We start from the raw sequence: 14,507 nt of genomic DNA on the forward strand, positions 1-14,507 counted from the left end.
ACAGGTTCATACTGAGCTCATTCAACAAAAGGTGAAAGACATGAACACTGAAGTGCTCCCTGCTGAACAAATAACCCACCCGACTTCTCGGGAACTATTTGCAGGCTTTATGAAGCTGGGACTCATGGGCTTTGGTGGTGTATTGCCACTTGCACACCAAATGGTTGTAGAAGACCAAAAATGGCTCAACACGGAAGAGTTCACACACTTATTGGGTGTCTGTCAAATCCTCCCTGGTGGAAACATCATCAATATGGCTGTTGCGATTGGCTATGAATTTCAGGGAGTTAAAGGTGCGATTAGTGCCGTTCTCGGATTAATTTTTGCACCGACGGTGATTGTGATTTTGCTGTATGAACTCTATGCACAATTTCAAAGTATCCCCGTGATTCAGCACATGATTCAGGGGCTGGCAGCAGCGGCAGCAGGTTTACTGTTTGCCATGGGTTTAAAAATGTTGAAACCGATTCTGAAAAGCTACCTCACAATCTTTACTATCGCGCTAACCATCGTCTTTATGTTGATCATTAAAATTCCACTGGCACTGACTTTACTGATTTTAGTAGGCATCAATGTCGCGGTCTTAAGCTTGAAAAAAAGAGGAAAAAACGCATGATTTTACTCACCTTAGCCATCGTTTTTACCCAGCTTTCTATATTGGCCTTTGGTGGCGGCAATGCCATTTTGCCTGAGATGCAACATCAGGTGGTTGAAGTGCATCGCTGGCTTACTGCTACAGAGTTCAGCACCATGTTTGCCATGGCTCAAGCGGCTCCTGGCCCCAATATGATGATTGTACCTTTGGTCGGCTGGCATGTGGCTGGGCCTGCTGGATTGTTCGTGACTTCACTGGCGAAGTTTGGGCCCTCTTCTGTACTGACTGTATTTGCACTCAAATTTTGGAATCAGTTTAAGGATCACCCGCTACGTAGCATGTTTGAAAAGGCATTGAAACCCATTACCGTCGGCTTGGTTTTGGTTAGTGCCTATATTATTGCCGCTGCATCTGCTCAGAACTGGTTACTCATCGCAATCGTTATCGTCGCTACTGGTTTAAGCTTAGTTAAAAAACTTCATCCACTATGGGTCATGCTCTTTGGGGCAGTATCAGGCGCACTGTTTTTATAAACAGTCTGTTCATTATAAACAGTATCCAATTACACATGCTTTCTGTTTCACCGTTACTTTCAAATAAATAGCTTAAGCCTTGCATCTGAAAACCAAGATGCAAGGCTTTGCCATTTGAGTCAATAAACATGTGAAAAAATCAAGGGTTAGGAAATATTTCCACCCAATGCAGTGATTAATTGCGCTGTATTCATTAATTGGATTTGTTGCAACTCTAATGTGCTCTGTTCAGCTTGTAGCCTTAAATTCTGCGCCGTGACCACTTCCAAATAACTCACTAAACCTGCGTTATAACGTCGCATCACCACTTGTTCATTTTCTTTGCTCAGTTGTAGCAACTGAGCTTGTTCCAATTGTTGTTGCTTCAAACTTGAAGTCTGCATTAAGGCATCATCGACTTCCTTCCAGCCCGTAAGTACAGCTTGCTTATAGGCTGCTAATTTTTCGTCATAGCTTGCCTGCGCTTGAGCAATTTCAGCTTGACGTTTTCCACCATCAAAAATAACCGAAGCCGCTTCTAATCCCGTAGACCATAAGTATGCAGGGGCTTGGAACAATTGGCCCAACACTTGACTATTTAAACTCGCATTAAGACTAATACTAAGATCTGGTAACCAAGCCGTTTGCGCTAAACCCAACTGCGCATGTGTGCTCGCAAGCTCCCGCTCTGCACGAATCACGTCGGGACGTTGCATGAGTAAACGACTGGGTAGCTGCGCAGGTACAGCAGGAATACTCAAACGTTGCTGACGTTTTGCCAATTGAAACTGAGCCACACTTTTACCCTGTAAGACTGACAGCACATTTTCCTGTAAATTGCGTTCACGCTGCGTTTCGATTTGCTGTATTTGCACTTGTTTCAACTGCGTTTCTGCCTGTATCACATCTGCCCGCGCAATCATCCCTGCTGTATATTGATTTTTTAAAATTTGCACCGAACGTAGGTAACTTTTTTGGGTTTGCTGTAATACATCAAGCTGCGCATCCAAAACACGAATGTTCCAATAAGCCTCAGTCGCCAATAACTGCTGATTTAACTTGACTGCGGCTAAGTCAGCCTGCACCGCTTCTAAATTTGCCTGTTGTTCCTCTATCGCTTTTGCTACACGTCCCCACACATCGGGAATCCAACTGGCCTGAACCCCTGTACTAAACTGGCTATTTGGAGAAACATGCTTTGCACCATTACGGTTGGCAGCGCCTTCTAAGCTTAGATTGACAGAACGACTGGCTTTTTGCTGCTCAAGTAAAGCATTGGCTTGTCTATAGCGTGCTTCGGCCTGTTTTAGATTTAAGTTTTCTGCATTTAACTGTTGCAACAGTTGACTTAAAATAGAGTCTTGATAAATGTCCCACCATGCAACTGCCTTACCTTTTAACTTTGCAGTTTCTGTCCAATTAAGCATCGCATATTTGTATTGATCAGCCACTTGAATTATCGGTGTTTTATATTCAGGAGGACGTACGACCGCCGTAGAACTACATGCTGTCAACAACAATACACAACTTAGGCTGAAGACATTTTTATAAACCAAACCTGACATTCTATTTTCCTATTTCTTTATCTATTTGCCTAAGCTTTGCAGCACAAATTTACGTTTAAATCTTGAACAAGATTCAGCCCATTTTTCAAAGAGCAAATACAAAACAGGCGTTGTATACAAAGTTAAAAGCTGTCCAAGCGCCAAACCACCCACAATGACCACACCCAAAGGTTGACGTAACTCTGCCCCTTCACCCCAACTACAAGCCAGTGGAATCGCACCTAATAATGCTGCGGTATTGGTCATTAAGATCGGACGAAAACGTAGAGCCGCAGCAGACAACACAGCTTGATATGCTGACTTTCCTGCACGCCGTTCATATAAAGTAAAATCAATCAATAAAATGGCATTTTTCACCACGATACCAATAAGTAAAAACATGCCCAATAATGCAATCAGGGTAAACTCAAAGTTAAATATCCATAAGGTCAACAGTGCACCCAAAGCCACAGCAGGTATAGTCGATAAAATCGTTAATGGATGCACCACACTTTCATAGGTCACCCCAAGCACGATATAAATCAGCACAATCACCGCAAGAATCAGTAAGGGGGTGCTTAATCCCGCTTGTAAACTTTCTGCCTCGACATCTTTATCTGTGGTCATAAAAACGTTGTTTGGCAACATCACTTCAGTGAGGACAGATCGGATCGCGGCATCAGCCTGTTCATAGCTATAGCCCTGTTTCACCACATAACCAATACCCATCGCGGCGTATTGATTACGTCGATACACCCGATCATTGGTAATTCCATAAGACCATGTCGCAAAGTTACGCAGTGGCACAGCCTGTCCATCTTTATTGGGAACCTGTACATTGGCTAAGGATTCAGGATGTTCCGTGAAGTGTTTATCTACTTCCATGACCACATGAAACTGTTGGGTCTGATCATAAATGGTTGAAATCTGGCGCTGTGAAAATGAATTATTCAATACACTCGAAATGCTTTCAATATCAACGCCCAAACGACGTGCTGCTTCACGGTCTACATCTAGGGTGACATGCTGTGCACCTTCATCCCCCATGGTTTCGACTTCCTCAAGTTCAGGCAGTTTTTGCATGGCCTGTGCAACTTTCGGCACCCATTGGCGTAGCTGTGCAACCTCATCTGACTGTAGTAACAGCATATAATCTTGACCACTGCCACTTGAAAAAGGATCATCCAGTTCTAACTCCTGTTCCACACGCGCTGAGAAAATTGCCCCAGCCTGCCACGGCGCATTTTGTTTCATGCGCTCGACAATGGCATGTGAACTTTGCCCCTCACGTTCCGATTTGGGTTTTAAACTCACCATGAAAAAGGAATTGGTGGTTCCACCTGCTCCCCCTGAAGTTCCAACCACATCTTTTACAGCAGGATCACTCAACAAGCTTTGGCTAAAGGCTGCAATTTTGGGTTGCATAATTTGAAAAGAAAACCCGTCATCACCACGAATAAAAGCCTCAACTCGTCCTGTATCTTGCTCAGGCAATACTCGTTTAGGGAGGTGCTGATAGACATAGAATGAGGCCCCAATCGCACCTAGCCAAAATAAAATCACGACATAGCCATGTGCTAGCATCCATTTTAAAGATATTAAATAAGCATGATTGAACTGCTGCATGCAACGATGGCTAAATTGATATAAAAGCTGATGTTGGTCGCTCTCTAACGGTTTTAAACAACGTGCAGATAAGCTTGGTGTTAACACCAAGGACACAAAAACGGATAACACTACAATAAAAACTAAGGTCAGTGAAAACTCACGGAACAGCCGCTCAATCACACCGCCCATAAACAGCACTGAAATGAAAATCACTACCAATGCCAAATTCATGGCCACTAAAGTCAGCCCCACCTCCTGAATCCCTTTAATGGCGGCCTGTACAGGAGAGTCTCCCTGCTCAATATGACGCTCAATATTTTCCAGCACCACAATCGCATCATCCACCACCAATCCAATAGCGACAATCACCGCCATAATGGAGAGGTTATTGAGCGAAAAACCTGCCAAATACACTAAACTACACGCCCCGACCAAAGTCACCAGCATGGCAATACTTGGTACAAGGGCGCTTTGTACACGCCCTAACATTAAAGCAACGACAATAATCACCAACAGCATGGAAAACAACAGCGTATCTCGGGCTTCCGCTAAGCCTGCGCGAATGATTTCAGAACCATCCATCACCGTAGTCAATTGTGCGTCTGCGGGTATGAGTGATTTTAGTTCAGGCAGTTTTTCTTTGATTTGATCAATGGTCGCAACAGTATTGGCATTGGGTTGACGGCTGATTTTGATAATCACCGCGGGTTTACCATTATGAAAACCACTGACATAGCGGTTTTCAACAGAATCTTGCACCTCAGCCACATCTTTTAAACGCACAATTGCTTGAGCATTACGATGAATCACCAAGTTGGCAAAATCTTGCGCTTGTTTTAAATCATTCGACAGTGCAACTTGCCAACGAAGTTGATCGCTTTCAACCACACCTAAAGCTTGTACCGTATTACTTTTTTCAATTGCGGTACGGACTTGTTCCAATGAAACACCCTGTGCAATGAGTGCATTCGGATTTAAGGTGATCCGCACCGCAGGCATAGACGCGCCATCAATTTCAACCTCACCAACTCCACTTATCTGCGCAAGATTGGGCTGGAGTTGATTGCTGGCAATTTCATATAATTTACCCGCAGATAAATGCTCTGAACTGAATGCCAAATAAAAAATTGGGCTTTGGCTGGGATTAACCTTGAAATATTCAGGTGGGCTAGGCATCCCTGATGGAAGTTGCGACATTGCAGCATTAATCGCAGCCTGTACTTCTCTCGCGTCTTCATTAATGTCCGTATCTAAGTCAAAGTGCAAAGTGACTTGCGTTGCGTTTTGACTACTGGAAGAGTTAATTGCTTTTACCCCAGAAACGCCCATCATGGCCCGTTCTAAAGGTGTTGCAACGGTTGCCGACATACTTTCAGGACTTGCTCCAGGTAAACTGGCCCGCACCACAATGGTCGGAATATCTGCCTGAGGTAAGGACGCCACGGGTAAGCGGAAATACGCCAATACACCAAGCAACACAATTGCAATGCCCAATAACACACTGGCAACAGGACGATGAACCAAAGCAGAGAGCAGTTTCAAGACTCGCTCCTTGTTTCATCAAATTCAGCGAAAGGCAGCTTTGGTTTTTGAAAAGCATGCTGTAAACGGTCAAAAAACAAATAGACCACAGGCGTGGTAAATAAGGTCAGCACCTGACTTAAAATCAAACCACCAACCATGACAATCCCCAGAGGCTGGCGTAATTCAGCCCCTGAACCAGATGCCAACATGAGTGGAATTGCACCGACCAATGCCGCCAATGTCGTCATTAAAATGGGGCGGAATCGCATCAACGCTGCCTGATAAATCGCTTGCTGAGGTGAAAGACCCTCTTGGCGCTGCGCTGCCAAAGCAAAGTCCACCATCATGATGCCGTTTTTCTTCACCAAACCGATCAATAAAATAATGCCGATTAAAGCAATCATATCGAGTGGTCGACCTACCATAAACAGCGCCAGTAAAGCACCAATTGCAGCAGACGGTAAGGTTGAAAGAATGGTGATGGGATGAATAAAACTCTCATACAGCATCCCAAGCACGATATACATGGTCACAATCGCTGCAATCACCAACCAAAAGGTATGCTGTTGCGAGTTTTCAAATGCAGCAGCCGCCCCTTGTAGCTGAAGCTTAACTTCAGCAGGTAAATTGAGCTGCTGTTCCACACGTTGAATGGCTTGGATGGCATCTCCCAAAGCGACGCCTGTTGCAAGGTTGAAAGAGATACCGTTGGCAGGAAATTGAGCTTGCTGCTGTAAAATAATTGGGACACGTTTTTGCACAATACTGGCCACAGAACTGAGTAAAATCGGCTCTCCGCTGGCATTATGGATATAGCTTTGTTCTAAAGCTTGTATACCTTGAGTTAATTCTGGCGCCAGCTCGAGCACAATGCGGTACTGATTCGACTGGGTATATAAAGTTGCAATTTGTCGCTGTGCAAATAGATTTTGCAAAGCCAAACTAATGTCTTCTACTGTTAAGCCGAATCTCGCTGCTGCATCTCGATTGACATCAATATACGCCTGTAAACCTTGCCCAGCATTTTCACTGCTCACTTCTGCAAACTCAGGTTGTTGGCGTAAAGCATCTACCAAGACAGGTGTCCATAGCGCTAAATCTGTGTTTTTTGCTGCTGTCAAACTGAGCTGATATTGAGTTCGACTAATTTTATCTTCAATACTTAACTCCTGCACAGGTTGCATCCAAGCTTGAATACCCTGAACATGAACCAACTCTTCACGCAGACGTGCCATCACTTGATCTGCACCCGCTCGTTCTGCATGGGACTTTAAGTTAATAAGAATTCGGCCATTACTGAGTTTCGGGTTATTGGCATCAATACCAATAAATGAAGACAGGCTTTCAACAGCGGGATCTTTTAAAATTTTAGCCGCTAGTGCTTGCTGGCGCTCACTCATGGCTTGAAATGAAATATCGTCTGGGGCTTCGGTCACTACTTGGATAACGCCACTGTCCTGCACAGGGAAAAAGCCTTTCGGAATCATCCAATACAAGAACCCTGCGAATAACACTGTACTGAGCATAACTGTCAGTGTCAGGGTTTGATGCCGAAATACCCATTGCAAAGCTTTTCCATACTGCTGAATAATGCCATCTAGACTCCATCTATTCGCTGAAGTTTGATGCTCTGCTTCTTTTAGTGAAGCTTTGCCTTTGAGCAAATAAGCACACATCATTGGCGTTAAGGTTAAAGAGACCACTAGAGAAATCGCAATTGCAGCCGCCAAAGTCACTGCAAACTCATGGAATAATTGACCTACTACATCGCCCATAAACAACAGTGGAATGAGAACTGCAATCAATGAAATGGTTAAAGAAATGAGCGTAAAACCAATTTCCTTCGACCCTTTGAATGCCGCTTGCATCAGGCTTTCACCCGCTTCACGATGTCGTGCAATATTTTCCAACATCACAATCGCATCATCCACTACAAAGCCTGTAGCAATGGTCAGCGCCATTAAAGTCAGGTTGTTGACTGAAAAACCTAAAAAATACATCAGTACAAACGTACCAATGATTGAAAGTGGAACGGCAATACTCGGAATAATGGTGGCAGATAAATTTCTCAAAAAGAGAAAAGTCACCATGACGACTAAACAGACTGCAAAAACCAATTCCTTTTGTACATCGTGGATTGAACTACGAATACTCTCGGTACGATCGGTCAGTACACGAATTTTGACGTTTTCGGGCAGGTTCTTTTGCAGCTCAGGCAACAACTGCTTAATCTGATCGGCCACTTGAATCACGTTGGCATTCGGTTGGCGCTGTACATTCACCAAAATGGCGGCTTGACTGTCTGCCCATGCCGCCATATAGCGGTCTTCACTGCCTTCAATCACCTGTGCCACATCTTTTAATCGAATTGGGGCACCGTTATTCCAGCGTAAAATAAGGCTTTCATAGTCTCCAATTGAACGAATTTGATCATTGGCATCCAGCATCGTACTGCGATATGGCCCATCAAAACTGCCTTTGGGTTGACTGGCATTGGCGGCATTAATTGCCGTGCGGACATCTTCGGCACTTATTTTATAAGCGGCAAGTGCAGCAGGATTCATTTGCACCCGTATTGCTGGTCGTTGCCCACCAGCAAGGCTCACCATACCCACACCCGTCAGTTGTGACAGCTTTTGTGCCACCCGAGTATCCACCATGTCATAAACCGTGGTGAGGGGTAAAGTTTCTGAACTAATTGCTAAGGTAATGACAGGCACATCGGCCGGATTGACCTTTCGATATACAGGTGGTGTTGGCAAATCACTTGGCAATTTACTGCTGGCAGTGCTGAGTGCAGATTGTACTTCTTGCTCTACTACACCCAGTTCAGCACTTAACTCAAACTGTAAGGTAATGACAGATGCCCCGACAGAACTCTGCGAAGACATTTGTTTTAAGCCCGCAATTTTGCCCATTTCCCGTTCAAGCGGTGCGGTGATAGTCCGTTGTACCGTGTCAGGGTTTGCCCCAGGCTGAAAGGTATAGACCTGAATAATGGGATAGTCGACCTGTGGTAGGGCTGATACGGGTAAAAGTCGCCAAACCAATAGTCCACTAAACAGCAATGCCAACATCAACAACGTGGTTGCGACTGGACGGACAATAAAGAACTTTGAAATATTCATGTCTTATCCAACAGCAGGTTTTGATGTGGCCATCGCTTGAGGTTGATCCGAGACAATTTGAACTTCTTTGCCTTCTGCAAGACGATCAATCCCTTCTAAAACCACCTGCTCCGTTCCGTTTAAGCCTGTTAAAACTTGAATCTGACCGTTAGAACTTAAACCCAAAGTGAGCATACGAATTTCTGCTTTTTTCTTCGGATTAACGATATACACATAAGTCCCTTTGGCCCCATGTTGCACGGCGTCACTTGGAATGCTGACAGCGTTTCGAATAGTGTGTGCATTTAAACGAACATTGACAAACTGATTGGGAAATAAGACATCATCACGATTATCAAAAATGGCTTTAATCTTTAATGTGCCAGTATTGGCATCAATCTGGTTATCCAACGCCTGTACATGACCAACCGCAAGCTGCTTTTGTTCTGCTTTATCCCATGCCTTGACTGGGACTTGATGTCCCTGTTTCATGTTGTTACGCAAATGAGCCAAATCATGTTCAGCCACTGAAAACTGTACATAAATAGGATGAACTTGAGTGATGCTGACCAAACCTGTCGTGTCATTGGCCTGTATTAAATTACCTGCATCTTTCTGCTGAAAACCAACTCGACCATTAATCGGCGAATAAATTTTGGTATAAGACAATTGTAATTTGGCTGCATCAACCTCAGCTTGATTGGCCTGTATTTGCCCTTTCAACTGATTGACTAAAGCTTGCTGTTGCTCTACTTGTTGTTTAGCAATTGAGTCTTGCTTAAAAAGCAGTTGATAACGTGCTAACTCCGTTCCTGCATTTCGGAGTTGCGCTAAGTTTTGCTGTTGTGTGCCTTCTGCCTGTGCCAAAGCCACTTGAAATGGTGCAGGGTCAACTTGAGCAAGAAGTTGTCCTTTTTGAACCGTCTGACCTTCTTTAAAATAAATCTGCTTGAGAACACCAGAAACCTGAGTTTGCACATTCACTGTATGGGTCGGAACAACTGTACCGATGGCTTTAATTTCCACCTGCAAGTCTTGTCGCTGTACAGACACGATACGTACAGGCACAGGTTTATCCCATTGACTATATTCTTCGCTAGGCTGCGACATAGTATTTTTCCAATACAGCCCTCCCATGCCTAACAACAAAATGACAATAATCAATCCAATATAATATGTTCGACGATGAAGAAAATGCTTTGCTGGGTCGTTATTGTTCAATGGCTCACTCATTACATTTCCTATTCATTACAAAAAATTCTCGCCCAACACGTACTGTTCAAAACGATAAGACCCATACAATTTTTTAAAATTTGATCAAATTAAGTATTTAAAAAATTGACACTTCTTATTACAAATCACGCATATCTATTTATAAGACGGATGAAAACCTAAAAAAGCTCACAACAAATGTTGCGTTTTGTAATTGCATTTAATAATGATTATCATTAATATTCAACCATTCATTTACTTATTCCACTTTTACTGCTGAGATTCAGGATATTTTTCTAGGGTCATGAGTTGAAAATATGAACTTAAATGTCCAAAAAAAAATGTGGTTTAGCCAGATATACAGCACACACCAAACCACGCTGTTGTCATGGTTTAAACATAAATTGCAACATCATCATCAGTCTGAAGACCTGAGTCAGGAGGTGTTTTATCGTGCACTTAAAAGTGAATACTGTTTTGAAAAAATTAAAGAGCCTCAAGCATGGCTCATGGGTATTGCAAAACATGTGATTATTGATCACTGGCGACATCAACATGTTGAAAGGTTGTATTTAGATGCTTTGGCTCAGTTACCTGAAAACTACTACCCTTCGGCTGAGCATGAGGTGTGCATTCGAGAAACGCTTTATCAAGTACATCGCATGCTTGAGAAGCTACCGACGCGTACAGCACAGGTCTTTCTAATGTCCCAGTTAGATGGTCTCACCTATCGGGTGATTAGTGAGAAATTGAATATTTCTGAAGCAACGGTAAAAAGAGATATGAAACAGGCTTTTTTAGCTTGTATAAGTCTTTATAATCCTGTTGATTAATTCATCTTATTATAACACTTATGCCACAGCACTCTTCTTTACCTAATCATATCCTAGATGAAGCAGCCGATTGGCTAGTACTGATTCATTCTGGAGAGGTAACCGAGGAACAACGAGAGCAATTTGAGCAGTGGAAGTCAAAAAATAAAGAACATGCTTTGGCTATTTCACAGATTGAACGTTTTACACAAGGATTGTCTGATTTACCCAATTCTTTCCAACCAGATACCTTAGTTAAGTCTAAACATACATTTAGCACCTCTTTAAAGCACAATATGCTGTTTGGATTATCAGGGTTCTGCATTATTGGCTTAAGTCTTTATTGTATCCCTTGGGCAAAGCTACAAGCTGATTACCATAGCCAAGTGGGTGAAATTAAAACTGTGCCTTTAGCGGATGGCACAGAATTGATTTTAGCCAGTAATAGTTATGTCAATATCGACTTTTCAAAACAAACCAGACAAGTTGAATTGGTTGAAGGTGAGATTTATATTCAGACGGCAAAAGATCCGAAGCATCGCCCATTTATAGTCACGACCAAAGATGGAAAGATTGAAGCCTTAGGTACACAGTTTACAGTTCGCCAAGAAGACGAATATCGCACTAAAGTCAAAGTTTATGAACATGCGGTAGCCTTATATCCTGCCAAAACAGATACACGCAAACTTTTACAACAAGGCCAACGTACCAGTTTTGATGCCGATACAATTTCAGCCATCAATCCACTGAAAAATGAGCAACCGTATTGGACGCAACATCTACTGGTTGTGGAGCAATGGCCACTTAAAAAAGTACTAGATGAATTGTACCGTTATCAAAATGGAACCTATTTTCTCGCTCCTGAGCTTGAAAATGTGCATGTTTCAGGCGTATTTTCATTAAAAAACCCAAAACAAAGCCTAGAGAACTTGGCCTATACCCATCAGCTTGAGCTGGATTATTACAGTTCATATCTATTAAAAATAAAAAAAAGATAAAAATATGACCCTTTTTTTGAGCTGACTCGACTTATACAGAAATACACTCCTAGTCGAGAACACCGCATGAAGGATTATCAGGCAAAAAGTAGATTAGCAATGGCTATTCGGGCAGTTTTATGGGGCATGCCACTAATGGCAGGAAGCCTTACCACTACTGCTATTTATGCTGCCACAACTTATCCTGTGAATATTACAAAACTCCCTTTGGATCAGGCATTGAAGCAACTCGCAATCCAAACGGGTACCACGATCAGCTATGACGCAAAGACACTCTCAAATTTGCAAGCCAAAGCACTAAAAGGTAATTATGCAGTAGATGAGGCTCTGGCTGTATTATTACAGCCTTATGCTTTGGTTGCAGTAAAAGTAAATCATGGTGGTTACAGCATTCAAGCGAAACAACGAGTTCAAGCTGAAACACGAGATGTTCAACTCGAAGCTATTCATAGCCAAGCCAATAAAAATGCTCAAAGTAGTCAGGCGACGAATCCAGATGGATCAGCTCAACTTGCAACTATTTCCCTTAAAGCAGATCAAGGCAATAATTTAACAACCGAAGGTTCTGGCCTTTATACAGCCAAAGCAACCACTGCATCTACAGGTTTAGCACTATCACTAAAAGAAACGCCACAATTAGTGAGTGTCATTACCCGCCAACAAATGGAAGATCAAAACCTGACGCAACTGACCGATGTTGTTTCACAAGCCGCAGGTTTAACCATTAGCCAAAATGGTAATATCGGCAGTGATAACTCACCTATTTATGCACGCGGTCAAACAGTTGATAACTATTTGCTTGATGGCGTAAAGCTGATGAGTTCATATACCAGTATCTTTCAAAGCCAAGACACTGCTTTATTTGACCGTGTTGAAGTGGTCCGTGGCGCCAATGGTTTAATGACGGGTGCAGGCTCTGCCAGTGCCAGTATTAATATGGTGCGGAAAAAACCTTTGCAAGATTTCAAAGCTTCCGTCAGCACCAGTGCAGGTTCTTGGGACACCTATCGTACCGATATTGATGTCTCTACACCATTAAACCAAGCAGGCACGATCCGTGGACGTACTGTTCTAGCCTACCAAACGGGCGATTCTTATATTGACCGTTATAGTGAGGAACGTAAAATTGCCTATGGAGTGGTTGAAGCAGACCTTACAGAAAAAACCAAAGCCAGTTTAGGGGTCAGCTACCAACAAATAGATATTTCAGGCATTGCTCGTGGTGGTTTACCTTCATTTTATACCGATGGTAGTCTCATCAACTGGTCACGTTCAGATTCAAATGCTGCAAGTTGGAGTAGTTCTGACCGAACAACAACTGCATATTTTGCAGATATTGAGCACCAATTTAACGAACGTTGGAAACTGAAAGGCACTGCATCTCGAACAATTACCGCTTCTGATGAAATTGTCGGTTATGGGTACTCACGCTCAGGAATTAATAAAGAAACAGGGGCTGGTACTTTACTTTATGGATCTCATTGGGACTATGAACCAACTCAGGACTTATTTAACTTAACCTTAAATGGTTCATTTGACTTACTCAACCAAACCCATGATGTGGTTTTAGGTACAACCTATGCCAGAAGTAAAAATAAACGCCCAACCTATTCGGGTTGGAGTGTAAATACTTTAGATAATATTTTCGAGTGGGATGGAAATACACCTACACGCCCTGAAATGCCAATTGGCGGCTGGTACAGCAATGATGAGAAAAGCCTATCTGTATTTGGTGCAGTACGTCTAAAACTAGCAGATCCCCTAGCTGTGATTTTAGGAACACGTGTTGAAAATTGGCAACGTACAGATAATGAGTACACGTACTCAAGTCAAACTCTGGATGCTTCAAAACGCGAAGAAAAAGGTAAAGTCATTCCTTATGTGGGCATTACTTATGATTTCACAGAGCAATGGACAGGTTATGCAAGTTATACCAATATTTTCTTACCACAAGACAAGAAATCAGTCTCAGGTGGCTATGTTGATCCACTGGTAGGAAATAGTACGGAACTCGGTATTAAGGGTGAATTCTTTGATAACCAATTAAACATTGGTGCCGCACTCTATCAAACCCAAGAAGATAATAAAGCCATTGCTTTAGATGAACCAGATTCAGATGGCAATACGGTTTACCGTACCGAATCTGGCACAAAAAGTCGTGGTTTTGAAATAGAAGGCACAGGCAAGTTAACAGATACATGGCAAGTTTCTGCAAGTTTTTCACGAAATATCTCTCAGGACAAAGATGGTAATAATTTAAATACCAACATTCCAAATAATACCGCTAAATTATTTAGCACTTATACTCTGCCTTATTTCAATGAAGCATTAACTGTTGGTGGTGGACTACGCTGGCAAAGTGAGATTTATCAAGATAATGGGCCAAACGGTACTCGTTTCACACAAGACAGCTATGCATTGGTTGACTTGATGGCGCGTTATAAGATCAATGAAAACCTACTGCTGAACTTCAATTTAAATAACTTATTTAATGAAAAATATCATCTATCAACCACCAACAGCTATTATGGTGCACCTACCAACTTTAGAGTAGGTCTGAAATACGACTGGTAAACTTAAATCTAAGAAATAAGT

9 protein-coding genes are annotated in these 14,507 nt (G+C 42.6%); 5 read left to right on the forward strand and 4 right to left on the reverse strand.

Annotation, left to right across the window (positions count from 1 at the left end; translation table 11 throughout):
• Positions 1 to 40 precede the first annotated feature (40 nt).
• Both B9T36_RS10155 and B9T36_RS10160 read left to right on the forward strand, forming a co-directional pair.
• Positions 41 to 616, forward strand: a complete 576-nt coding sequence (locus B9T36_RS10155; RefSeq protein ID WP_086209370.1) for a chromate transporter — start codon at positions 41 to 43, stop codon at positions 614 to 616.
• Positions 613 to 1,128 carry a chromate transporter gene (locus B9T36_RS10160; protein ID WP_086209371.1) on the forward strand — a complete coding sequence of 172 codons (516 nt, stop codon included), beginning with the start codon at positions 613 to 615 and terminating at the stop codon, positions 1,126 to 1,128. The genes B9T36_RS10155 and B9T36_RS10160 overlap by 4 nt, the downstream gene beginning before the upstream one ends.
• Before the next feature lie 146 nt (positions 1,129 to 1,274).
• Here the strand turns inward: B9T36_RS10160 and B9T36_RS10165 are convergent, their stop codons facing one another.
• Genes B9T36_RS10165 through B9T36_RS10180 form a run of 4 tightly spaced genes read right to left on the reverse strand, consistent with a single transcriptional unit; the run spans position 1,275 to position 10,123 of the window.
• Positions 1,275 to 2,672 (reverse strand): efflux transporter outer membrane subunit, encoded by a 1,398-nt coding sequence (locus tag B9T36_RS10165; RefSeq protein WP_086209372.1) that lies wholly within the window; start codon positions 2,670 to 2,672, stop codon positions 1,275 to 1,277.
• Positions 2,673 to 2,693: 21 nt separating this feature from the next.
• Positions 2,694 to 5,801: an efflux RND transporter permease subunit gene (locus tag B9T36_RS10170; protein ID WP_086209373.1), complete on the reverse strand. Its 3,108-nt coding sequence runs from the start codon at positions 5,799 to 5,801 to the stop codon at positions 2,694 to 2,696.
• Entirely contained in the window at positions 5,798 to 8,911 is a 3,114-nt protein-coding gene (locus B9T36_RS10175; protein ID WP_086209374.1) for a multidrug efflux RND transporter permease subunit, read from the reverse strand. The genes B9T36_RS10170 and B9T36_RS10175 overlap by 4 nt, the downstream gene beginning before the upstream one ends.
• A 3-nt stretch (positions 8,912 to 8,914) precedes the next feature.
• Positions 8,915 to 10,123 (reverse strand): efflux RND transporter periplasmic adaptor subunit, encoded by a 1,209-nt coding sequence (locus B9T36_RS10180; protein WP_086209375.1) that lies wholly within the window; start codon positions 10,121 to 10,123, stop codon positions 8,915 to 8,917.
• Between the two features lie 296 nt (positions 10,124 to 10,419).
• Between B9T36_RS10180 and B9T36_RS10185 the strand changes: the two genes are divergently transcribed.
• From B9T36_RS10185 to B9T36_RS10195, 3 genes are all read left to right on the forward strand, one after another.
• Positions 10,420 to 10,935: a sigma-70 family RNA polymerase sigma factor gene (locus B9T36_RS10185; RefSeq protein WP_086209376.1), complete on the forward strand. Its 516-nt coding sequence runs from the start codon at positions 10,420 to 10,422 to the stop codon at positions 10,933 to 10,935.
• Positions 10,936 to 10,955: 20 nt separating this feature from the next.
• Entirely contained in the window at positions 10,956 to 11,912 is a 957-nt protein-coding gene (locus B9T36_RS10190; protein ID WP_086209377.1) for a FecR family protein, read from the forward strand.
• A gap of 66 nt (positions 11,913 to 11,978) precedes the next feature.
• Positions 11,979 to 14,486, forward strand: coding sequence for a TonB-dependent siderophore receptor (locus B9T36_RS10195; protein WP_086209378.1), 2,508 nt, complete (start codon positions 11,979 to 11,981; stop codon positions 14,484 to 14,486).
• Positions 14,487 to 14,507: the final 21 nt, after the last annotated feature.

The organism is Acinetobacter sp. ANC 4204 (assembly GCF_002135205.1).
Taxonomy (GTDB): Bacteria; Pseudomonadota; Gammaproteobacteria; order Pseudomonadales; family Moraxellaceae; genus Acinetobacter.

Coding starts and splice junctions, on each gene's coding strand:
- B9T36_RS10175 (WP_086209374.1), bottom strand. CDS start 8,911: ATGAATATTTCAAAGTTCTTTATTGTCCGTCCAGTCGCAACCACGTTG.
- B9T36_RS10165 (WP_086209372.1), bottom strand. CDS start 2,672: ATGTCAGGTTTGGTTTATAAAAATGTCTTCAGCCTAAGTTGTGTATTG.
- B9T36_RS10190 (WP_086209377.1), top strand. CDS start 10,956: ATGCCACAGCACTCTTCTTTACCTAATCATATCCTAGATGAAGCAGCC.
- B9T36_RS10195 (WP_086209378.1), top strand. CDS start 11,979: ATGAAGGATTATCAGGCAAAAAGTAGATTAGCAATGGCTATTCGGGCA.
- B9T36_RS10180 (WP_086209375.1), bottom strand. CDS start 10,123: ATGAGTGAGCCATTGAACAATAACGACCCAGCAAAGCATTTTCTTCAT.
- B9T36_RS10185 (WP_086209376.1), top strand. CDS start 10,420: ATGAACTTAAATGTCCAAAAAAAAATGTGGTTTAGCCAGATATACAGC.
- B9T36_RS10160 (WP_086209371.1), top strand. CDS start 613: ATGATTTTACTCACCTTAGCCATCGTTTTTACCCAGCTTTCTATATTG.
- B9T36_RS10155 (WP_086209370.1), top strand. CDS start 41: ATGAACACTGAAGTGCTCCCTGCTGAACAAATAACCCACCCGACTTCT.